Here is an 18961-nt window from a genome sequence, read left to right on the forward strand (position 1 = left end):
ACATGTTCAGTTGGATGGTATGGACCACCCCCGTCGCCGTGTTCTTTTCGTGCATCGTGCTGATGCTGATCGGCATGACGGTGTGGGAATTGAAGTCGCCCACGGTTGAGCGCAAGGGCTTTTTGCCGTTGCGCACGACTCGGGGCGACCGCTTGTTCATCGGCTTGATGGCCGCGGCCTGGCTCAACCTGGCGTTTCTTGGGTTTGGCCAGAAGGCGGTGGAATGGTTTTCGCTGGACGAGCCGCCATCGGTATGGATCAGCTTCGTGCTGTCCATGTTGCTGCTGGCCTTCATCATGAGAAAAGGCTGAAAGGGATCAGGAAGGACTACGGCCCGTATCTTCCCCGGCCAGCGGTCCGCAGCAAAAGATGGGGAAGGACATTCGAGGAGACAGGTCATGAAAATGCGTATGCACGCCGTGGCGGCCGCTATCGCCCTGATCGGAACGTCAGGGGCGTGGGCGGGCGAGCCCGAGGCAAAGAAGTGGGTGGACGCCGAGTTCCAGCCATCCACGCTGTCCAAAGACCAGCAGATGGCCGAGATGAAATGGTTCATGGACGCCGCGGCCAAGCTCAAGGCCAAGGGCGTCAACGAAATCAGCGTGGTGTCGGAAACCATCACCACGCACGAGTACGAATCGAAGACGCTGGCCAAAGCGTTCAGTGAAATCACCGGCATCAAGGTCAACCACGATCTCATCCAGGAAGGCGACGTGGTTGAAAAGTTGCAGACGTCGATGCAGTCCGGCAAGTCCATCTACGACGGCTGGATCTCGGATTCGGATTTGATCGGCACCCACTACCGCTACGGGGCCATTCTGCCGCTGTCCGACTACATGGCCGGGGCGGGCAAGGAATGGACCAACCCCAATCTGGACATCAAGGACTTCATCGGCACCAAGTTCACCACCGCGCCGGACGGCAAGCTGTACCAGTTGCCCGACCAGCAATTCGCCAACGTGTACTGGTTCCGCGCGGACTGGTTCGCCCGCCAGGACCTGAAAGACAAGTTCAAGGCCAAGTACGGCTACGACCTGGGCGTGCCAACCAACTGGTCCGCCTATGAAGACATTGCCGACTTCTTCTCCAACGACGTCAAGGAGATCGACGGCAAAAAGGTCTACGGCCACATGGACTACGGCAAGAAAGACCCGTCGCTGGGCTGGCGCTTTACCGATGCGTGGCTGTCGATGGCGGGCGCGGCCGACAAGGGGCTGCCCAACGGCATGCCGGTGGACGAGTGGGGCATCCGCGTCGCCGACGACAAGTGCACGCCGGTGGGCGCGTCGGTGTCGCGCGGGGGCGCCACCAACAGCCCGGCCGCCGTCTATGCCCTGACCAAGTACATCGACTGGATGAAGAAATTCGCGCCGCAGCAGGCGATGGGCATGACGTTCTCGGAGTCCGGCCCCGTGCCGGCCCAAGGGCAGATTGCGCAGCAGATCTTCTGGTACACGGCCTTCACCGCCGACATGACCAAGAAGGGCCTGCCGGTCGTGAACGATGACGGCACGCCGAAGTGGCGCATGGCCCCGTCGCCTTACGGCCCGTACTGGAAGGACGGCATGCAGAACGGCTATCAGGACGTGGGCTCGTGGACGTTCTTCAAGTCCACCAACCCCGACAAGATGGCTGCCGCCTGGCTGTACGCGCAGTTCGTCACGTCGAAATCCGTGTCGCTCAAAAAGTCCATCACCGGGCTGACCTTCATCCGCGACAGCGACATCCATAGCGACTTCTTCACGAAGAATGCGGCCAACTACGGCGGCCTGATCGAGTTCTACCGCAGCCCGGCTCGCGTGGCCTGGACGCCCACCGGCAACAACGTGCCTGACTATCCGAAGCTGGCGCAACTGTGGTGGAAGAACGTGGCCACCGCCGTCACGGGCGAAAAGACCCCGCAGGCCGCCATGGACAACCTGGCCAATGAAATGGATCAGGTGATGGCGCGCCTGGAACGCGCCGGCATGGCGCAATGCGCACCCAAGCTCAACGCCAAGAGCGACCCCAGCAAGTGGCTGTCGGACCAGCACGCGCCGTGGAAGAAGCTGGCGAATGAAAAGCCCAAGGGCGAAACCATTCCGTATGAAAAGCTGCTGGCGGCGTGGAAGGAGGGCAAGGTGCGGTAAGCGGTAAGCGGTAAGCGCCTAGCGGTAAGCGTTAAGCGTTAAGCGTTAAGTGCTAAGCGCTAAGCGCCAAGCCGCTAAGTGCGTATCGCCAACCAGGCGCTGCGGCAACGCAGCGCCTTTTTCGTTCCTGTTTTTTCTGGTGGCGGCGATGGGATAATGCCGGCTTTCCTGCTTTGCCTCTTCGCGGAATTTCCATTCAGCATGTCCACGCATCTACTTGGCCATATCAGTGCAGTCGCCGTTTTCAGTCTGGCCATGGCGTCATCGCACGCCGCCGGTTTCCAACGCTTGAACATTCCCATGGACATGAACGGCCCCGGTTTGACCGGCGGCATCTGGTACCCGTGCGCCACGCCCGCCACCGACATCAAGGTGGGCGCGGCGACGATACCCGGCGTGTTGAATTGCCCGGTGCCAGATGGCCGGCATCCGTTGATCGTGATCTCGCATGGTTCGGCGGGCGCGTTCCTGAGCCATCACGACACCGCCGCCGCGTTGGCGAATGCGGGCTTTGTGGTGGCTGCAATCAATCATGTGGGCGACAACGCGCAAGACCGGTCACGTCAGGGGTATCTGTCGATCTTCTCGACGCGGCCTCGTGAAATGCGGCGGCTGGTGGACTACATGACTACGGCGTGGCCGCAGCAGGCGAAGGTGGACGCGTCGAAGATCGGCGTCTTCGGTTTTTCGCGCGGCGGCTATACCGGGCTGGTGCTCGCGGGCGCCAAGCCGGATTTTCAGGCGGGGCTGGCCGCGTGCCAGGACACGCCCACGCTACCGATGTGCCGTGACATCGCCAGCGGAAAAATTCCGCAGCAGCCCTATGTGCAAGACGAACGCATCAAGGCGGCGGTGATTGCCGACCCGTTGAACGCGTTTCCGGGCGACGCCTTGAAGGCCGTGAAGATTCCCGTGCAGCTGTGGGCGTCGGAGCAGGGCGGTGATGGCGTGACGCCTGCCAGCGTGGACGCCGTGCGTCAGGCGCTGCCTGCCGCGCCGGATTTCCAGCGGGTGCCGGGCGCAGGCCATTTCGTTTTTCTGGCGCCGTGCAGAGCGGAGCAGGCGGAACGCTTGCCCGCCCTGTGCCAGGATGCGGCAGGGTTCGACCGCCCGCAGTTCCATCAGGACTTGAACGCCAAGATCGTGGAGTTCTTCAAGGCGAATCTGTAGGAAGGCGGGTTCGCGATTCGCAGGTTGCAATTCGCGATTCGCGGGTTGCGATTTGCCTGCGCCCAATTCTCCAATTCCCAATTCCTATTCCATCACCAGCGAGCGGTGCACGCACACGCCCGCCATGACGCCAGATGCGCTGGCGAGCGTGGCGTTGCTCATCGGAATGGCGGCGTCGCCTGCGGCATAGACGTTAGGAATCGATGTCTGCCGCAGCTCATCCACTCGGATCAACGGCCCCAGCGGCCCCTCGTTGAATGCGCAACCCAGCTGCATGGCCAAGGGGCTGGCCATGTGCGTTTTGCTGGCGACAAACAGCGCGTGGATCGCCATGCGCCGCCCGTCGGCCAGCTTGACGGCATCCAGCGCTGGCGCGGTGCCCATCAGTTCCACAATGGGCGTGCGTTCGATGCGCACGCCGCGTTTTTCCAGCACCGCGGCTTGCTCCGCATCCGGTTCGAACTCGCCCTGGGTGAAGTAAGTGGTAGGCCCCCAGTCCGGCAGCAGCATGGCCTGGTGCGCCGACAGCGGGTGCGCCGCCATCACGCCCAGCGGACTGCCCGCGACTTCATAGCCGTGGCAGTAGGGGCAGTGCAAGACCGTCTGCCCCCAGCGTTCCTGTAGGCCCGCAAGCGCCGGCAATTCGTCGCGCAAGCCCGTCGCCAGAATCAGGCGCTTGCCTTGAACGTGCTGTCCGTCTTCGATGGTCACGTGCAGCAGGCCGGCGTCTTCGCGCGCCATGACGGCCTGGCCATCCAGAAACTTCACGGTGGGGTACTGCGCCAGCTGCTCACGCGCTTGCCGCAAGATCTCATCGGGCGCCTTGCCGTCCTGGCCCAGAAATCCGTGTGAATGCGCAGCGTACCGGTTGCGTGGCAAACCGCCGTCGATCAACAGAATGCGCCGTCTGGCGCGAGCCAATTGCATGGCGGCGGACAGGCCGGCAAAGCTGCCGCCCACGATGATGGCGTCGTAGGTCATCTGAAAATCTCCTTCAGCGGTTATCAAGATACTTGGTAAGTTGCATGATAGTGCGAAGCTGGGAATTCACGCAACTTATGTTGTTCTTTATTGGTGGATGCCGGGATGTCGCGCGCACCATCGTGCGGTGTATTCTCGATTCCGTGCCACGTTCGCCAACCCGCTGCGGCCGTGCAAAACAAAGCAGGCGGCACCGACCCCGCGCCAGCCCGCTCTCGCATCTCAGGAGACAAAAACATGTTGTTGACGGAAGAACAGCTCAGCATTCAGGAAATGGCGCGCCGCTTCGCGACGGAACGTCTGGCGCCCAATTCCGAACGCTGGGACCGAGACCACCACTATCCCGCCGACGCCATTCAAGAGATGGCGCAGTTGGGGTTCTTCGGCATGCTGGTGCCGGAGGAATGGGACGGCAACGCCAGCGGCTACGTGTCGTACGCGGTGGCGCTGGAGGAAATTGCCGCCGGGAACGGCGCGTGTTCCACCATCATGAGCGTGCATAACTCCGTGGCCTGCATGCCCATCCTGAAGTTCGGCACCGAGGCGCAGAAGGATCAGTTCCTGCGCCCCTTGGCAACCGGCGAGCACATTGGCGGCTTCGCGTTGACGGAGCCGCAAGCCGGGTCGGACGCCAGCAGCCTGCGCACGCGCGCGCGCCGCGATGGCGACGACTACATCCTGAACGGCGCCAAGCAGTTCATCACGTCAGGCAAAAGCGGCCAGACGGTCATCGTGTTCGCCGTGACCGACCCGGACGCGGGCAAGCGCGGTATTTCCGCCTTCATCGTGCCCACCGACACGCCGGGCTATCAGGTGCTGCGCGTGGAAGACAAGCTGGGGCAGCACGCGTCGGACACGTGCCAGATCGCTTTTGAAGACATGCGCATTCCGGCCACATACCGGCTGGGCGCGGAAGGCGAGGGCTACAAGATCGCGCTGGCCAACCTGGAAGGCGGGCGCATCGGCATTGCCTCGCAATCGGTGGGCATGGCGCGCGCGGCGTTTGAATGCGCCCGCGACTACGCCCGCGACCGCCAAGCTTTTGGCAAGCCCATCATGGAGCATCAGGCCGTCGCGTTTCGGCTGGCGGATATGGCGACGCAGATTCACGCGGCGCGTCAGATGGTGCTGCATGCGGCGGCGCTGCGCGAAGCGGGCCGCCCGGCCTTGACCGAGGCATCGATGGCCAAGCTTTTCGCCTCTGAAATGGCCGAGAAGGTGTGCTCGGCTGCGATCCAGACGCTGGGCGGCTACGGCTACCTGAAAGACTTCCCGGTGGAGCGTATTTACCGCGACGTGCGCGTGTGCCAGATCTACGAAGGCACCAGCGATATCCAGCGCCTGGTGATTGCGCGGGCGTTGTAAATCACTGCGCCTGCGCTCCCATTTCCTGCTCTCTCATTGCCGGCGCAGGCGCGTCAGGCTGTTCCTTGCGCCAGCTCGCGCTCCCAATGCGCCAGGTGCTCTTTCCAATCGGGGCGATTCATCGCGTGCAGCTGATCCAGAATGCGCCGGGCTTCGTCGTGCTGGCCCAGATGCAGGTGCGCCTTGATCAGGTTATTGCCCACTGGCAACCCGTGTGCGTGGGCCACGAAGTGCGGCCCCGCCAGTTCCAGGATCTCGGCAATGCACCCTGCGTTGCCGAGGTCGCCGCTCATCTGCATCAGCAGGTCGCCCGGCACGGGTTGCCCCGCGCGCGATAGCGATTCCCGGTACAGCGCAAGCGCGCCCGCCGTGTTGTGCGAACCCAATTCGCCGCGCGCAAGCCACAGCTGCGCGCGCCAGCTTTGAGGCAGCGCGGCGACTTTGCGCATGGCGGTGATGCCCGCCGCATCGCCACCCACATCGCGGTGGATGGCTTCGTACCAGCCCAGCCCGTTGTCCTGGTTCGGGTCCCGTTGCAGCGCGCGCCACAGCGTGTCGAGCGTCTTGGCCTCATCATCGCGCTCGGCATGAACCTTGGCCAGATTCGTCAGCACGATGCCCGTTTCGCCATGCTGCGCGCAGAAGTCGAGCAGCACGCGTTCGCAGTCGTCCAGACGGCCCAGCTTCATGTAGACGATGGCTTGCAGCACGATCGCGCGTTCATGGTTGGCGTCCAGTTCCACCAGCCGTTCGGCGGGGCGGACCATTTCCTCGAAGAAGCCATCGTTCAAGGACTGGATGATCAGGCCCGCCAGTTGATCGGCATCGTTCCAGTTTTTTTGGATGGCGCCCAATAGCACGTTGTCGCGCCATTGTTCGCGGGTGACGAGAATTTCGCGGCCATCGGCGTCAAACGCGCGGATCATCTGGGGGGTGTCGGGGTGGGAGCTCATGCGGGGGAGATCGTGGGGGCGGCGGGGCGCCGGGTGCCTGACATGATAAAGCAGCGGGCGCGGCTGACGCCGCTGCGGGTCAGTTCGTGGCGTCTTATCGCTAGCGGGTTTATCGCTTGCTGGCCTATCGCCTGCCGGGCAATCGCTTCCTGGCAATCGCTTGCCGGCCTATCGCTTTCTGGCCATCGCGTGCCGGTCTATTTCGTGCTGGCGTCCAGCCGCGTGCTGGCCCGGTCACGGCGGCGGCGTCGCGTCCACAGTGTGTAGACGATCAGGTTTCCGGCGACGAGCAGCGCGGCCAGCACGATTTGCGACGTCCGCGTGATGCCTTCCGGGTAGATGACGCCCAGCAAATAATGCTCGATGAACCCGCCCGCATAGCCTTCTTGCCCCGCCTGCTGCCGCAGCGACACTTCCAACGGCGTCAGCGGGCATATCCAACCCATGCCGATGACCATGGCGCCCCAGGCCAGCGCGGGCAGATGCCAGTACGCGGCGCGCGGCTTCCATAGCGCCAGCAGGCCGCCGAACACCACGAAGGCAACGAACAGGCCATGCAAGACAAGCACCAGGTCGGCAAGAATGCGGTAGGTCATGCAGGGGTCTCAATGAATAATCAGGAACTGCGCAGACGCAGCGGGATGCGCATTTAATCGTAATCGCGCGTGCGCCGTGCAAGTCATTGGCAACAAGGCACGACGCTTGGTGTCGGAATAGAATGCCGGCGATGGACCGACCCGCCGGGGGATCGACGCCGCAACAGATCGACGCCGCAACAGATCGACGCCGCAACAGATCGACGCCGCAACAGATCGACGCCGCGGCGGATCGACTCCCCGGCAGATCGATCCCCACGGCAGATCGATCCCCACGGCATACCCCTATCAGGCAAGCATGATGACCCAAACAATCACGGCGCGGATTCAAGCCGCGGAAGAGGAACTGCGGCAGGCGATGCTGGCGTCCGACATTGCGGCGCTGTCGCGCTTGTTAGACCCTGGCCTGCTGTTCACAAACCACATGGGCTGGACGTTCACGCGCGAAGACGATCTTGAGGCGCATCGTTCGGGCTTGTTGAAGATCCACGGCCTGGATTTGTCTGAATGGAACATCGCCGTGCGTGAGGCGTGCGCGGTAGTGTCCGTGCAGGCCCGCATCACCGGCAGCTACAACGGCGTGCCGGCCAACGGCACGTTCCGTTTCATGCGGACATGGGCGCCGGATGCCGAGCAGAATCAGTGGCGCGTGATTGCCGCCAGTTCGGTGATGGTGGTGTAAGGCCCGCGGCGGGGCGTCCCGCCGTTTGCGTCAGACCTGCAAGTCGCGCAGCAGCTTGGTCAATTCCGGCGCCGTCATCAGCGACACGCCTTGGGATTTGGCGTAGCGCGCCGCGTTGTCCGACACGTCGCCCAGCGCGATATAGATCGCTTCACGCGCGCCGCGCTTTTCGCGTACCGCTTGCAATTCGCGCAGCGGCTCCACGCCCACGCGGGCGGCCTTCCAGCGTTTGGCGCTGACGATGGCCACGTGGCCGTCCTTGCTCAACGCGAAGTCCGCGCCGGGCGATTGCAGGCGTTCGACCTCGCAGCCGTCACGCTTGAAGCCGGCTTCGACCGTGGCCGCAAATTCTGTCCACGACATGGCGGCGGCGGCCTCGGCCACGGCCTGTACGCGCGTGCCGGACGGCGCGCGCAATTGCTTGTACGCCGCCATGATGGAGATGACCGCGAACGGCACCGCCGCGAACACGCCCATCGCCGCGAACTCCAGGGGCAGGGCGGCAAACCCGCCCACGCACAGCACGACGGCCACGCCCGCGCTCATCCACCACGGCGAACGCAGCAGGACGGCGAAGATGGAGTTCTGGGACATCTTGAGTTTCATGGGGGCTCGCGGTGTGGCGGTGTCGAAAGTCGGAAAGGAAGAAAGCTCAGGCGTCGGCAGGCGGCGTGTCGGCCGCGCGCACCACGATGCGCACGTCCCCGCAGGTGACGATCTGGCCACCGCGGATCTTGGCGGTCTTGCGCGTTTCGACGACGCCGCCCACGCTGACCAGGCCGTCGGCCACCATCATCTTGCCCGCGCCGCCGCTGTCGCAAACGCCGGTGGCTTTCAAGAGCTGGTTGATTTCAATGTAGGGGCTGCCTTCGGCGAGCGTGAATTCAATAAGAGGCATGGGTTGCGCGTAAACGAATGAAAAATCCGGTCAGACCGGGCCGCCGCTACGGGGGGGCGCGGGCGGCAAATCAGAGGGAGCCGAGGCGGAAGGGGCCGTGGCAGAAGGGGCCGCGTTCGGCGGGACAGGGGCCGGCGTGTCCGTTGCCGCCGTATCCGTTGCCGCGGGCGCAGCCGGGCGGTGGTTGCTTTCAGCGCGCGCCATCCAGGCGATGAGCGACGAACGCATCGCTTCTTCCACCGACATTTGAATCGGTTGCACCCAGTCTTGCGGCACGAAGACGGTGTAGCCGCCAATCATGTAGCCCATCGGCAGGTAAACCGCCACGCGGTCGCCCTGCGTGAAGCCTTCGGGCAGGCCTTCCATGCTGCGGCGGGTGACCAGGCCGACCAGCTCCAGCTGCTGGCCCGGCACGCGCAGAATCACGACCTGCTGCGCCGTGTTCTTGGAGCTGGGCGAAAAGTAATCGGCAAAACTCTTCAGCGACGAATAGATGCTCTTGACCACCGGCAGGTTGGTGAAGGGCATTTCCACGACGGTCAAAAAGCGCTGCACGCGCTGCTTGGACACCAGGTAGCCAATGGCCAGAATGCCCAGGATGCCCAGCGCCAGCCCCATGCCCGGCACGTAGAACCCGCCGATGAAGGGGCGCAGGAACGTCAGCGCCACGGCCTCGGTCCAGGCCAGGAAGATGTACAGCAGGTAGATGGTCAGCGCCAGCGGCAGCACCGTGATCAGGCCGCGGAAGAAGTATTTGTAGAGACGAGTCATAAGGGGGGCTAAAGACCGGGACTAAAGAATGTGGGGTCGGACCTAGCGGTCCACGGGCAGGTACAGCGTTTCCTTGATTTCCTCCATCACGACGTAGCTGCGGGATTCCGCGGACGCTGGCAGTCGTTTGAGGATTTCGCCAAGAAGGCGGCGGTATTCGTTCATTTCCGTCAGGCGGGCCTTGACCAGGTAGTCGAAATCACCCGACACCAGGTGGCATTCCATGACTTCCGGCACATACAGCAGCTCTTTCTTGACCTTGTCGAACACATCGCCCGATTTGGCCGACAGCTTGATTTCCAGAAAGACCAGCAGGTTCTTGCCCAACGCGGCCGGATTGACGCGCGCATGGTAACCCGTGATGACGCCTTCGCGCTCCATCCGTTTGACGCGGTCGGAGCAGGGCGTGGCGGACAGACTTACGCGCTCGGCCAATTCCGTGACCGAAATGCGGCCTTCGCGCTGCAGGATATCCAGAATTTTCAGGTCGATTCTATCGAGGTCGCGCATTTCACTTTTGGCGATCGGAAAAAGGGGGGCGCCCGAGAAAAAGCACTGGCAAAGCAAAATAATCAGTGCTTTTCACTGCGACGAGGGTCATAGACTACCGAAATTACTGAGCAAATCCAAATACGGAAAGAATCATGCATGTGATCGTCCTAGGTAGCGGCGTTATCGGCACCACGACCGCGTATTACCTGGCCCGCCAGGGCGCCAAGGTCACGGTTCTGGACCGCCAGCCCGCCGCTGCCCAGGAAACCAGCTACGCCAACGCCGGTCAGGTCTCGCCGGGCTATTCCACGCCCTGGGCGGCGCCCGGCATTCCGCTGAAGGCGATCAAGTGGCTGTTTCAAAAGCATGCGCCGCTGGCGATCCGCCTGGACGGCAGCCTGTATCAGCTGAAATGGATGGCGGCGATGCTGGCCAATTGCTCCGCCGACCGCTATTCGGTCAATAAAGAACGCATGCTGCGCCTGGCCGAATACAGCCGCGATTGCCTGCGCGAGCTGCGCGCGTCCACCGGCATTCATTATGAAGAGCGTACGCGCGGCACGTTGCAGCTGTTCCGCACCGACGCGCAAATGGAAGCCGCCCGCCGCGACATCGCCGTGCTGGAAGACGTGGGCGTGCCGTACGAACTGCTGGACCGCAACCGTCTGGTAACGGCCGAACCTGCGCTGGCGCGTTCGATCCATAAGCTTGCCGGCGGCCTGCGCCTGCCCAATGACGAAACGGGCGACTGCCGCCTGTTCACCACCCGGCTGGCCGAGATGGCCGTGGCGATGGGCGTGGAGTTCCGCTACAACCAGACCGTGTCGGGCCTGAACACGGCAGGCGGCCAGATTACCGGCGTGCGCGTGGGCAATGAAGTGCTGACCGCCGACCGCTACGTGGCCGCCTTTGGCAGCTACACGCGCGGCTTCCTGGAACCGCTGGGCCTGGATCTGCCGGTGTACCCGGTCAAGGGCTATTCGCTGACCATCCCGCTGAAGGACGAAAGCGCCGCGCCCGTCTCCACCATCCTGGACGAGACCTACAAAATTGCCGTCACCCGTTTCGACGAGCGCATCCGCGTGGGCGGCATGGCCGAGCTGTCGGGCTTTGACCTGCGTTTGAAAGACGCGCGCCGCAAGACGCTGGAGCTGGTCGTCAACGACCTGTTCCCCGACAGCGGCCACGTCGCGCAAGCCGAGTTCTGGACGGGCCTGCGCCCGATGACGCCGGACAGCACGCCGGTTGTCGGCCCCACCCGCTACGGCAATCTGTACCTGAACACCGGCCACGGCACACTGGGTTGGACCATGGCGTGCGGCTCCGGCAAGCTGGTGGCCGATCAGGTCATGGGCCAGCGCCCCGCGATCCGTACCGACGGCCTGAGCTTGTCGCGCTATGACCGCAACGCGGCCGCCGAGCCGACGCTGGTGCTGGGCGGCAAGGGCGCTTGAGTTTGCTTGTGCCAAAATCGGCGCATGACCCATTTTCTGCATACCGCCGATTGGCAGATCGGCCGTCAATACGGCCAGTTCGAAACCGATGATGCCGCCATGCTGGCCGAGGCGCGCTTTGACGTCGTCGGCCGCATCGCCCAGCTAGCCACCGAGCGCGGCGTGGACGCCGTGCTGGTCGCCGGTGACGTATTCGACACGCAAGGCGTGTCCGACCGCACGATCCGCCGGCTGTTCGCCGCTATGTCCGGCTACGCTGGACCCTGGGTAATGATTGCGGGCAACCACGATGCCGCCTTGGCCGACAGCGTCTGGAGCCGCGCGATGCAGCTGGGCTGCATTCCCGCCAACGTGCACGTGCCATTGCGCGTAGGCGTCGTCGACCTGCCCGCCATCAACCTGGCCGTGCTGGCGGCGCCGCTGACGCAACGCCACACCTACGACGATGTCACTCAGGCGTTCGACACGCTGGACACCCCTGCGGGGCGCGTGCGCGTGGGCCTGGCCCACGGCAGCGTGTCTGGCCGGCTGCCCGACGCCATCGACGCCACCAACCCCATCGCACCCGACCGCGCCACGCGCGCCCGGCTGGACTACCTGGCGCTGGGCGATTGGCATGGCTGCCTGTCCATCGACGCGCACACCTGGTATGCCGGCACGCCCGAGCAAGACCGCTTTCGCGGCAACGAGCCCGGCTATGTGCTGGACGTGCGCATCGATGCGCCGGGCGCGGCGCCGGTTGTCGAACGGGTCGCTACCGGCAAGTACCGCTGGTCGGCGTGGGACGAAACCATCAGCCTGCCCAGCGACGCGCACGCGTTGGCGGAACGGCTGGCGCAAACGCGTGCCGAAGACGTGTTGCGGTTGGACGTGCAAGGCCACGCCAATATGGAAACGCTGGACACCTTGCAGCGCGCCGTGGACTTGGCGGCGGCGCAGGCCCGCGCCTTGTTGCCCGACCTGTCCGGCCTGCGCCTGGAACCCGATCTAGCGGACCTGGCCGAGCTGGGCGCCAGTGGGTATGTGGCCGACGTGGCGGCGCAGTTGCAAGCGATGCAAGGCGAGGGCGAGCAGGCTGCCGTCGCCAGCGAGGCCTTGCGGCTGCTGCTGCGGTTTCAGCGCGATAGCGCCTCGGGAGCCGCCAAATGAAGCTCTCGCGCATTGCATTGGAGGAATTCCGCAAGTTCCGTCAGCCTCTGGTGCTGGACGGCTTGCAAGACGGGCTGAACCTGTTCGTGGGCGCCAACGAGGCCGGCAAGAGCACCGTCGCCACCGCCATCCGCGCCGCGTTCCTGGAACGCTACAGCACCAGCAAGGTCGCGGACCTGGCGCCGCGTGGCGAGTCGGGCGCGCGGCCCAGCGTTGAGCTGTCGTTCGCGCATGCGGGCCACGACTATGTGTTGAAGAAGCAATTCCTGTCACGCGCGCGCTGCGAGCTGCTGATCGACGGCGGCGCGCAGCGCCTGGATGGCGAAGAGGCCGAAAATGCGCTGGCGGCGTTGCTGGGCTTCGAGCTGCCCGGACGCGGCCAGAGCAAGCCCGACCTGGCTGGCATTCCCGGCCTGCTATGGATACAACAAGGCGATGGCCAGAATCTGCAAGAGGCGGCGGGCTATGCCGGTTCGCATCTGCGCGACGCGCTGACGCAGCTGTCGGGCGAACTGACGTCGTCTGATGGCGACCGCCTGTATGAACGCGTATCGGCCGAGCGCGCCGCGTTGCTGGACGCCCGCAACGGCCGCCCCAAGGGCATCTACAAAGACGCCGAGGACGCCTTGGCGCGCGCCACGGCCGAGCGTGATGACTGCGCCGCCGCCATGGCGCAGTTGAATGCCGATGTGGACCGTCTGGCCGAGCTGCGCCGCGACCACGAGCGCGCGCAAGCCACCGAACCCTGGAAGGAATTCGAGGCCAAGGCCGCTGATGCGCGCGCCCGCCTGGCCACACTTGCCAAAGAACGCGAGGCCTTCGAAGGCCTGCGCCGCGAACAGACGCAAGCCGCCCAGACCTTGGCCCTGTTGCAGGACCAGGTGCGCCGCGATCAGCAGGACGAATCCGACTACCAGGCGCTGGTGAAGGAAGCGCAAGCCGCAAGGGCGCGCGTGGATGCCGCGCAGGAACCCTTGGCGCGCGCGCAGCAGCAGCGCCAGACGCACGCCGCCGCGGTTGACGCGGCGCGCTTGCGGGTGGCGGCCGTACAAGCGGTGGCGGATCGCCGTGACGTCGAGCGCCAGCTCGCGCAGCTGAACGCCGAAATCGAACGCCTGGACGATGCGCTGAAAGCCGCCACGGCGCTGATCGAACAAGGCTCGCTGCTGAAGACCGAAGCGCTGCGCATCGAGATTGCCGACGCCGATATCGACGCCTTGCGCCAGTCCGAACGCGCGCTGGCCAATCTGCAAGTGCGCCAGCAGGCCATCGCCACGCGCTTGTCGTACGAATTGAACGCCGGGCAGCAGGCCACGCTGGATGGCAAGTCGTTGACGGGCGCTGATCAGGTGTTGCTGACGTCGCTTGCCGAGCTGGATCTGCCGGGCGTGGGGCGCTTTCGCATCGAGCCGGGCGGCCAGGACTTGCCAGCGCTTAAGCGCGAACGGGACGATCTGCAACGGGCATGGTCCGCGTTGCTGGAACGCCTGGGCGTGGCGACGCTGGCCGATGCCGAACAACGCCACGCCCGCTACACGGCGTTGCAACGCGAACTGGCCGGCATGCGCAATACGCTGGCCATCCATGCGCCCAAGGGCATGGATGTGTTGCGTGGCCAGCGCGACGACGCCCTGGCTCGCCGCGTGCCTTTGCAAGAGCGCTTGGCGAAATTGCCTGCGGCCGTCGAAGGCGGGAACGACGATTTGCCCGCCGCCACGCAGGCCTTGCGTGAAGCGGAAGCCGTGGCCGCGCAGGCCGAAGCGTCGCTGGCGGCTGCGCAGCGCGCGCTTGATGCGGATATGGCGCGCGCGCAATTGCTGGAAGGGCAGGCGGCGGCTCGCGGTGCCGACATGCAGTCCGCTGAACGTGCTTCGCAACGTCAGGCGCGCGCGGGCCGGCTGGCAGAGGTGCGCAGCGGCCACGATGCATTGGACCGCCGTGTGCGCGAGGCGCAAACTGCGCTGGCCGAACACCGGCCGGAACTGGTCGAGCAGGACGTCAAGCGCTATGAAAAGTCAGCCGGTATCGAACGCGAGGCGCAGCACAAGCGCCACGGCGAGATCCTGCAACTGCAAGGCAAGCTGGATCAGGCGGGCGCACAAGGCTTGGGCGAACGCTTGTCCGAGGCCGCGGCAGACTGCGAGCGCCTGACCCGCCGGCGCGATGAGCTGGCGCGCCGTGCGGCGGCGCTGGACTTGTTGCTGAAGCTGCTGACCGACAAGCGTGCGGCGGCAACACAACGGCTGCAAGCGCCGCTGGCCCGCCGCTTGAATCACTATCTGGCCTTGCTGTTTCCCGATGCGGCGCTGCGCCTGGACGATGCCTTGTTGCCCACGGCCTTGCGTCGCGGGGATGGCGAAGATCTGCTCGACGCGCTGAGCTTCGGCACCCGCGAGCAGCTGGGCATTCTTGCGCGTTTCGCTTATGCCGACCTGCTGCAAGAAGCGGGGCGGCCTACCTTGCTGCTGCTGGACGATGCGCTGGTGCATACGGACGACGCGCGGCGCGACTTCATGAAGCGCGCCTTGTTCGATGCCGCAACCCGTCATCAGATTCTGATGTTCACCTGCCATGGCGACGCGTGGCGGGACATGGGTGTGGAGCAGCGCCGCATCGGCGGGTAACGCAAGCGTAGCGGCGCGGCTTGACGAGTTTCACGCCCGTCGCTACGCTACGCAAATGCCCGACGCCACCAACCTGTTTGCCTCGACCGCCGCTGCCCACGCAGACGGCGGTTTTGCGTGCGCGCGGGGGTTGTCGTCTGTCGTCTTTTCACCTGTCCTCTCGGTGGTGCTGTCACCGCCGGTCTCGCCGCCGATTGACTCTCCGCCTTCCGGCGTAGTCGTCGGCGCGTATCCGCCCTCGGCGGTCGTATCCGGCTAAACGCCGGTTCGTCTTCCCGACTCCAGCCCTTCGAATCGTTCGCACGGTCATCCGCATGACGCGTTGACGCCTTCGGCGTTCGCCTGCGCCGCGGATCTGTGCGCGACCCGCCCGGCACGCGCCAGGCCGGGGCTGGAGCCTGTGCTTACCCTGACAGGTGAAATCTCATGTCTTTGAATCGATCTTCGTGGACGGCCTATGGCTCCACGGCCTTGTTCGTGCTGCTGTGGAGCGGCGGCGCAATCTTCGCGAAATGGGGGCTGTCGCACGCCTCTGCTTTTGGCTTCTTGTTGTTGCGCTTCATTCTGGCGTTGGCCGCGCTGGCGCTGATCTGCCTGTGGCGCAAACGCTGGCTGCCCGCGCCCGGCACGCGCTGGACGGTGGCGGCCACGGGCCTGCTGCTGATCGGCAGCTACTCCATCTGCTATCTGCTGGCCCTGGACCACGGCATTACGCCGGGTGTGCTGGCCACATTGCTGGGCGCGCAACCCATCCTGACCTTGGCGGTGATGGAACGCCGCTACTCACCCGCGCGTCTGGCGGGCATGTTGCTGGCGTTGTCGGGCCTGGTGATGGTGGTGTTCCAAAGCATCGGCATGGCGCGCTTTTCGGTGGCCGGCATGACGTTCGCGCTGGCGGCCTTGCTCAGCATGACAGCGGGCGCCATGCTGCAAAAACGCATCAAGCAGGCGCCGATGGACGTGCTGCCCTTGCAGTACGGGGTCAGCTTGGCGCTGTGCCTGCTGTTCGCGCCGTTCCAGCCCCTGCGCGCCGAATGGAGCGTGGGGCTGGTGCTGCCGCTGATCTGGATGGGGCTGGTGATTTCGGTGGGGGCGACGCTGCTGTTCTACCGGATGATCCAGGTCGGTAACCTCGTCAACGTCACCAGCCTGTTCTATCTGGTGCCCGCCGGCACCGCCGCGCTGGATTACCTGATTCTAGGCAACCGGCTGTCGGCGCTGAGCCTGGCGGGGATGGGCGCGATCCTGTTGGGGCTGATGCTGGTGCTGCGCCATCCGGCAGCGGCGATCACGCCAGCGCGGGAGTCGCGTGCAGCGGCCGGGCGGGGCGGTTAGCGCTGGCCTCGGCGCTGGGGTTGTCCTGCGCCGCCTGCGCGTGCGGCTCGCTTGCCGGGTCGTGCGCGCCTGCCCCTGCCCAATGTCCGCTGACCAATTGGGCAGGGCGGGCCTGGGCGATCACCAGCGCGCACACGGACCAGGCGTCCAGCCGGACGCTCAGGCCGGCGTACACGCCGTGGCCGTCGCCTGCCTGGATCAGGCCGTCGGCTTGCACGCCTTCACCGGCGCGTATCGACCCCTGGGCGCGGATGTCGCCGCCGGCGATGATGCCCCAGCCGGAGGCCAGGTGTTCGCCGCATTCGATCGCGCCGCCCGCCTGGATACCGCTGCCCGCATTGATTTCCTTGTCGGCGCGCACGTCGCCGCCCGTCTTGATGCCCTGGCCGCATTTGATGGCGCCTTGGGTCTGCACGTCTTGGCCGGCATGCAGGTGGCCGGTCACGGCCAAGTCCTGGCCCGCGCAGATGTCCCACTTTGCGCGCACGTTGCCGCCGCAATCCAGACGCGTTGCGACGTCGATACCCCAGTCGGCCATGATGTCGCCGCCTGCGCGCAGGTTGCCGCCGCTGGCGATATTGGCGGCCGCCGTGATGTTTTCGCCCGCCATGATGGTTTCGCCCGCGCGGATGCCGCCGCCCGTGATGATGCTGCGGCCGGCGCGCACGACCGAGTCCACGTTGATGCCCATGCGCACTTCCAGCGTGCCGGCGAACACGATGGCGTTGGCGTCCACGGCCTCCAGTTTCAGCACCGCATCGGTGGGGCCGAACTGGTCCAGCAGCCAGCAGGCGTCGCTGACGCGGCCGTCGGCGACCAAGGCGTCAAGCACGGCCTGGTAGTCCCCCTGGCCGTTGTGGTCGCGGATGAACCATTTGTAGCCTCCCGCGCAGGGGTTCTTGGCTTTGACGAATTTCTTGGTGAGTTGCATGGCGCTTAGACGAAGATCGGTGCGTGGCCGGGCCGCCTGCGCGCGGCAGGCAGCAAAGATTCAGGCGCGGGCGTCCGGCCACGCGGCAGGACAACCGCCGGCCGATGTGTGGCGGCAACCCGTAGCGATGTGCTCAGGCCGCCGGCGGCAGGCCGGAATGAAAGAGGGGGGAGCGAAGACGCCGGCGGATTAGCCGGGCTTGGAGCGCGCGTAAGCGGAACGCGCGGCGACTTCCTGCGAGCTCAACAGAGTCGAGCGCAGGGCGCAGAGGACGCAAGCAGCGGGAGGGATGGGAGAAAAATCGGATCGCACGGGGGCAGATGCTAACACCCAGGCATCGCTAGTCAAGTGGGCAAACCGTCCCCCTGACAGAGAACGGCTTGCCCGCGGTGACGATCAGTTCGTCGAAACGATGTTGCGTTCCTTGGCGATGCGCTGGCGCAGTTCCAGTTCACGCTGGATCTGGGCGGCGTACTCGGCGGGCGTGTTGCCGTCCACCAGCGATCCGCCGTCAGCCAGACGTTGGACGATCTTCGGGTCTTTCAGCGCCTTGACGGCGGCGTCATGAATGCGGTCCACCACCGCCTTGGGCGTGCCGGCAGGAGCCACCAGCCCGTACCAGGCCATGTTGTCCATTTCAGGCAGGCCGCCTTCCTTGAAGGTAGGCACGTCCGGCAGAGCGGGCAGGCGCTTGGGGGCGGCCACAGCCAGAGCGCGCAGCTTGCCGGCCTGGATGTGGGGCATGGACGACGGCAGGTTGTCGAACTGGGCGTTCACCTGGCCGGCGATCACATCATTCAGCGCCGGGCCAGAACCGCGGTAAGGCACGTGCACCATGTCGGTCTTCGTCAGCGACTTGAACAATTCGCCGTCCAGGTGGCCGATGCCGCCCGCGCCCGACGAGGCGTAGCTGTACTTGCCCGGGTTGTCTTGCAGCAGCTTGATGAATTCAGCCAGGTTCTTGGCGGGTACGGCCGGGTTCACCGTCAGCACGTTCGGCACGTTCACCAGGTTGGTGATCGGCGTGAAGTCCTTGATCGGGTTGTACGGGTTCTTGGGGTTGGTGGCCGGGTTGGTGGCCATGGTGCTGACGGTGGCGACACCCAGCGTGTAGCCGTCCGGCGCGGAACGGACCAGCGCGTCAGCGCCGATCGAGCCGCCGCCACCGCCGCGGTTTTCCACGACCACGGCCTGGCCGAGCTCACGGCCCAGGCCTTCGGCCACGATGCGGGCCACGATGTCGGTGGTGCCGCCGGCCGCAAACGGGACGATCAGGCGGATGGGTTTGTTGGGGTAGGGGTCAGCGGCAAGAGCCGCCGAGCTAAAGCAGACGCCTGCAATGGCGGCGGCCAGAACGGCCTTGGCATGAGACAGCACGGTCAAGAGTCTTCTCCATATTGTTGTTCCGAGCCGGCCGGCTTCTTGGGCGGG

Annotated in this window: 18 protein-coding genes; 9 read left to right on the forward strand and 9 right to left on the reverse strand. The window is 65.1% G+C overall.

Going from position 1 to position 18961, the window contains the following annotated elements:
* The first annotated feature begins 2 nt into the window (after positions 1 to 2).
* The 3 genes from ACFZAI_RS15165 (at position 3) to ACFZAI_RS15175 (ending at position 3299) form a co-directional block, all read left to right on the forward strand.
* Complete coding sequence (locus tag ACFZAI_RS15165; RefSeq protein ID WP_054421715.1) at positions 3 to 311, forward strand: DUF2160 domain-containing protein; 309 nt, start codon at positions 3 to 5, stop codon at positions 309 to 311.
* An 87-nt stretch (positions 312 to 398) separates the two neighbouring features.
* Positions 399 to 2129 (forward strand): ABC transporter substrate-binding protein, encoded by a 1731-nt coding sequence (locus ACFZAI_RS15170; protein WP_391567631.1) that lies wholly within the window; start codon positions 399 to 401, stop codon positions 2127 to 2129.
* A gap of 201 nt (positions 2130 to 2330) precedes the next feature.
* Positions 2331 to 3299: an alpha/beta hydrolase family protein gene (locus tag ACFZAI_RS15175; protein WP_391567632.1), complete on the forward strand. Its 969-nt coding sequence runs from the start codon at positions 2331 to 2333 to the stop codon at positions 3297 to 3299.
* 84 nt (positions 3300 to 3383) lie between these two features.
* On the opposite strand, the gene ACFZAI_RS15180 is transcribed toward ACFZAI_RS15175, so the two are convergent.
* The gene (locus tag ACFZAI_RS15180; RefSeq protein ID WP_391567633.1) at positions 3384 to 4280 is read right to left on the reverse strand and encodes an NAD(P)/FAD-dependent oxidoreductase; all 897 of its coding nucleotides are present in this window, start codon (positions 4278 to 4280) and stop codon (positions 3384 to 3386) included.
* Between the two features lie 237 nt (positions 4281 to 4517).
* Here ACFZAI_RS15180 and ACFZAI_RS15185 point away from each other — a divergent pair, with 237 nt between their 5' ends.
* Complete coding sequence (locus tag ACFZAI_RS15185; RefSeq protein ID WP_391567634.1) at positions 4518 to 5645, forward strand: acyl-CoA dehydrogenase family protein; 1128 nt, start codon at positions 4518 to 4520, stop codon at positions 5643 to 5645.
* Positions 5646 to 5698: 53 nt separating this feature from the next.
* Here ACFZAI_RS15185 and ACFZAI_RS15190 read toward each other — a convergent pair whose 3' ends face one another.
* Complete coding sequence (locus ACFZAI_RS15190) at positions 5699 to 6598, reverse strand: tetratricopeptide repeat protein (RefSeq protein ID WP_391567635.1); 900 nt, start codon at positions 6596 to 6598, stop codon at positions 5699 to 5701.
* Positions 6599 to 6795: 197 nt separating this feature from the next.
* Complete coding sequence (locus ACFZAI_RS15195) at positions 6796 to 7194, reverse strand: DUF2784 domain-containing protein (protein WP_391567636.1); 399 nt, start codon at positions 7192 to 7194, stop codon at positions 6796 to 6798.
* Positions 7195 to 7492: 298 nt separating this feature from the next.
* On the opposite strand from ACFZAI_RS15195, the gene ACFZAI_RS15200 reads away from it, so the two are divergent.
* Positions 7493 to 7876 (forward strand): nuclear transport factor 2 family protein, encoded by a 384-nt coding sequence (locus ACFZAI_RS15200; protein ID WP_391567637.1) that lies wholly within the window; start codon positions 7493 to 7495, stop codon positions 7874 to 7876.
* A gap of 30 nt (positions 7877 to 7906) precedes the next feature.
* Here ACFZAI_RS15200 and ACFZAI_RS15205 read toward each other — a convergent pair whose 3' ends face one another.
* The 4 genes from ACFZAI_RS15205 to ACFZAI_RS15220 are packed head-to-tail and all read right to left on the reverse strand — an operon-like array spanning position 7907 to position 10055.
* A complete protein-coding gene (locus tag ACFZAI_RS15205) occupies positions 7907 to 8482 on the reverse strand; it encodes a restriction endonuclease (protein WP_391567638.1) in 576 nt (191 codons plus the stop codon).
* Between the two features lie 46 nt (positions 8483 to 8528).
* Positions 8529 to 8774, reverse strand: coding sequence for an RNA-binding S4 domain-containing protein (locus ACFZAI_RS15210; RefSeq protein ID WP_391567639.1), 246 nt, complete (start codon positions 8772 to 8774; stop codon positions 8529 to 8531).
* Between the two features lie 30 nt (positions 8775 to 8804).
* Entirely contained in the window at positions 8805 to 9545 is a 741-nt protein-coding gene (locus ACFZAI_RS15215; RefSeq protein ID WP_391567640.1) for a DUF502 domain-containing protein, read from the reverse strand.
* 42 nt (positions 9546 to 9587) lie between these two features.
* Positions 9588 to 10055: a winged helix-turn-helix transcriptional regulator gene (locus ACFZAI_RS15220; RefSeq protein ID WP_054422406.1), complete on the reverse strand. Its 468-nt coding sequence runs from the start codon at positions 10053 to 10055 to the stop codon at positions 9588 to 9590.
* 134 nt (positions 10056 to 10189) lie between these two features.
* On the opposite strand from ACFZAI_RS15220, the gene ACFZAI_RS15225 reads away from it, so the two are divergent.
* From ACFZAI_RS15225 to ACFZAI_RS15240, 4 genes are all read left to right on the forward strand, one after another.
* Positions 10190 to 11491, forward strand: a complete 1302-nt coding sequence (locus ACFZAI_RS15225; protein ID WP_391567641.1) for a D-amino acid dehydrogenase — start codon at positions 10190 to 10192, stop codon at positions 11489 to 11491.
* A gap of 24 nt (positions 11492 to 11515) precedes the next feature.
* Positions 11516 to 12640, forward strand: coding sequence for an exonuclease SbcCD subunit D (locus tag ACFZAI_RS15230; protein WP_391567642.1), 1125 nt, complete (start codon positions 11516 to 11518; stop codon positions 12638 to 12640).
* On the forward strand, positions 12637 to 15264 hold the full coding sequence (locus ACFZAI_RS15235) for an AAA family ATPase (RefSeq protein ID WP_391567643.1): 2628 nt from the start codon (positions 12637 to 12639) through the stop codon (positions 15262 to 15264). Before ACFZAI_RS15230 ends, ACFZAI_RS15235 begins: the two co-directional genes overlap by 4 nt.
* A 426-nt stretch (positions 15265 to 15690) precedes the next feature.
* Positions 15691 to 16599 carry a DMT family transporter gene (locus ACFZAI_RS15240; protein ID WP_391567644.1) on the forward strand — a complete coding sequence of 303 codons (909 nt, stop codon included), beginning with the start codon at positions 15691 to 15693 and terminating at the stop codon, positions 16597 to 16599.
* Here the strand turns inward: ACFZAI_RS15240 and ACFZAI_RS15245 are convergent.
* Together ACFZAI_RS15245 and ACFZAI_RS15250 are read right to left on the reverse strand one after the other, a co-directional pair.
* Positions 16553 to 17530: a hypothetical protein gene (locus tag ACFZAI_RS15245; RefSeq protein ID WP_391567645.1), complete on the reverse strand. Its 978-nt coding sequence runs from the start codon at positions 17528 to 17530 to the stop codon at positions 16553 to 16555. The two genes, ACFZAI_RS15240 and ACFZAI_RS15245, sit on opposite strands and share 47 nt — an antisense overlap.
* 396 nt (positions 17531 to 17926) lie before the next feature.
* Complete coding sequence (locus tag ACFZAI_RS15250; protein ID WP_391567646.1) at positions 17927 to 18913, reverse strand: tripartite tricarboxylate transporter substrate binding protein BugE; 987 nt, start codon at positions 18911 to 18913, stop codon at positions 17927 to 17929.
* Between the last annotated feature and the right edge of the window lie 48 nt (positions 18914 to 18961).

The organism is Achromobacter sp. NPDC008082, from assembly GCF_042957345.1.
Classification (GTDB): Bacteria; Pseudomonadota; Gammaproteobacteria; order Burkholderiales; family Burkholderiaceae_B; genus Achromobacter; species Achromobacter kerstersii_A.

Bases quoted from the DNA above. Each gene is read 5' to 3' on its own strand.
- ACFZAI_RS15230 (WP_391567642.1), top strand. From the start codon at position 11,516: ATGACCCATTTTCTGCATACCGCCGATTGGCAGATCGGCCGTCAATAC.
- ACFZAI_RS15175 (WP_391567632.1), top strand. From the start codon at position 2,331: ATGTCCACGCATCTACTTGGCCATATCAGTGCAGTCGCCGTTTTCAGT.
- ACFZAI_RS15220 (WP_054422406.1), bottom strand. From the start codon at position 10,055: ATGCGCGACCTCGATAGAATCGACCTGAAAATTCTGGATATCCTGCAG.
- ACFZAI_RS15190 (WP_391567635.1), bottom strand. From the start codon at position 6,598: ATGAGCTCCCACCCCGACACCCCCCAGATGATCCGCGCGTTTGACGCC.
- ACFZAI_RS15205 (WP_391567638.1), bottom strand. From the start codon at position 8,482: ATGAAACTCAAGATGTCCCAGAACTCCATCTTCGCCGTCCTGCTGCGT.
- ACFZAI_RS15245 (WP_391567645.1), bottom strand. From the start codon at position 17,530: ATGCAACTCACCAAGAAATTCGTCAAAGCCAAGAACCCCTGCGCGGGA.
- ACFZAI_RS15195 (WP_391567636.1), bottom strand. From the start codon at position 7,194: ATGACCTACCGCATTCTTGCCGACCTGGTGCTTGTCTTGCATGGCCTG.
- ACFZAI_RS15240 (WP_391567644.1), top strand. From the start codon at position 15,691: ATGTCTTTGAATCGATCTTCGTGGACGGCCTATGGCTCCACGGCCTTG.
- ACFZAI_RS15225 (WP_391567641.1), top strand. From the start codon at position 10,190: ATGCATGTGATCGTCCTAGGTAGCGGCGTTATCGGCACCACGACCGCG.
- ACFZAI_RS15180 (WP_391567633.1), bottom strand. From the start codon at position 4,280: ATGACCTACGACGCCATCATCGTGGGCGGCAGCTTTGCCGGCCTGTCC.
- ACFZAI_RS15185 (WP_391567634.1), top strand. From the start codon at position 4,518: ATGTTGTTGACGGAAGAACAGCTCAGCATTCAGGAAATGGCGCGCCGC.
- ACFZAI_RS15165 (WP_054421715.1), top strand. From the start codon at position 3: ATGTTCAGTTGGATGGTATGGACCACCCCCGTCGCCGTGTTCTTTTCG.
- ACFZAI_RS15235 (WP_391567643.1), top strand. From the start codon at position 12,637: ATGAAGCTCTCGCGCATTGCATTGGAGGAATTCCGCAAGTTCCGTCAG.
- ACFZAI_RS15215 (WP_391567640.1), bottom strand. From the start codon at position 9,545: ATGACTCGTCTCTACAAATACTTCTTCCGCGGCCTGATCACGGTGCTG.
- ACFZAI_RS15170 (WP_391567631.1), top strand. From the start codon at position 399: ATGAAAATGCGTATGCACGCCGTGGCGGCCGCTATCGCCCTGATCGGA.
- ACFZAI_RS15210 (WP_391567639.1), bottom strand. From the start codon at position 8,774: ATGCCTCTTATTGAATTCACGCTCGCCGAAGGCAGCCCCTACATTGAA.
- ACFZAI_RS15200 (WP_391567637.1), top strand. From the start codon at position 7,493: ATGATGACCCAAACAATCACGGCGCGGATTCAAGCCGCGGAAGAGGAA.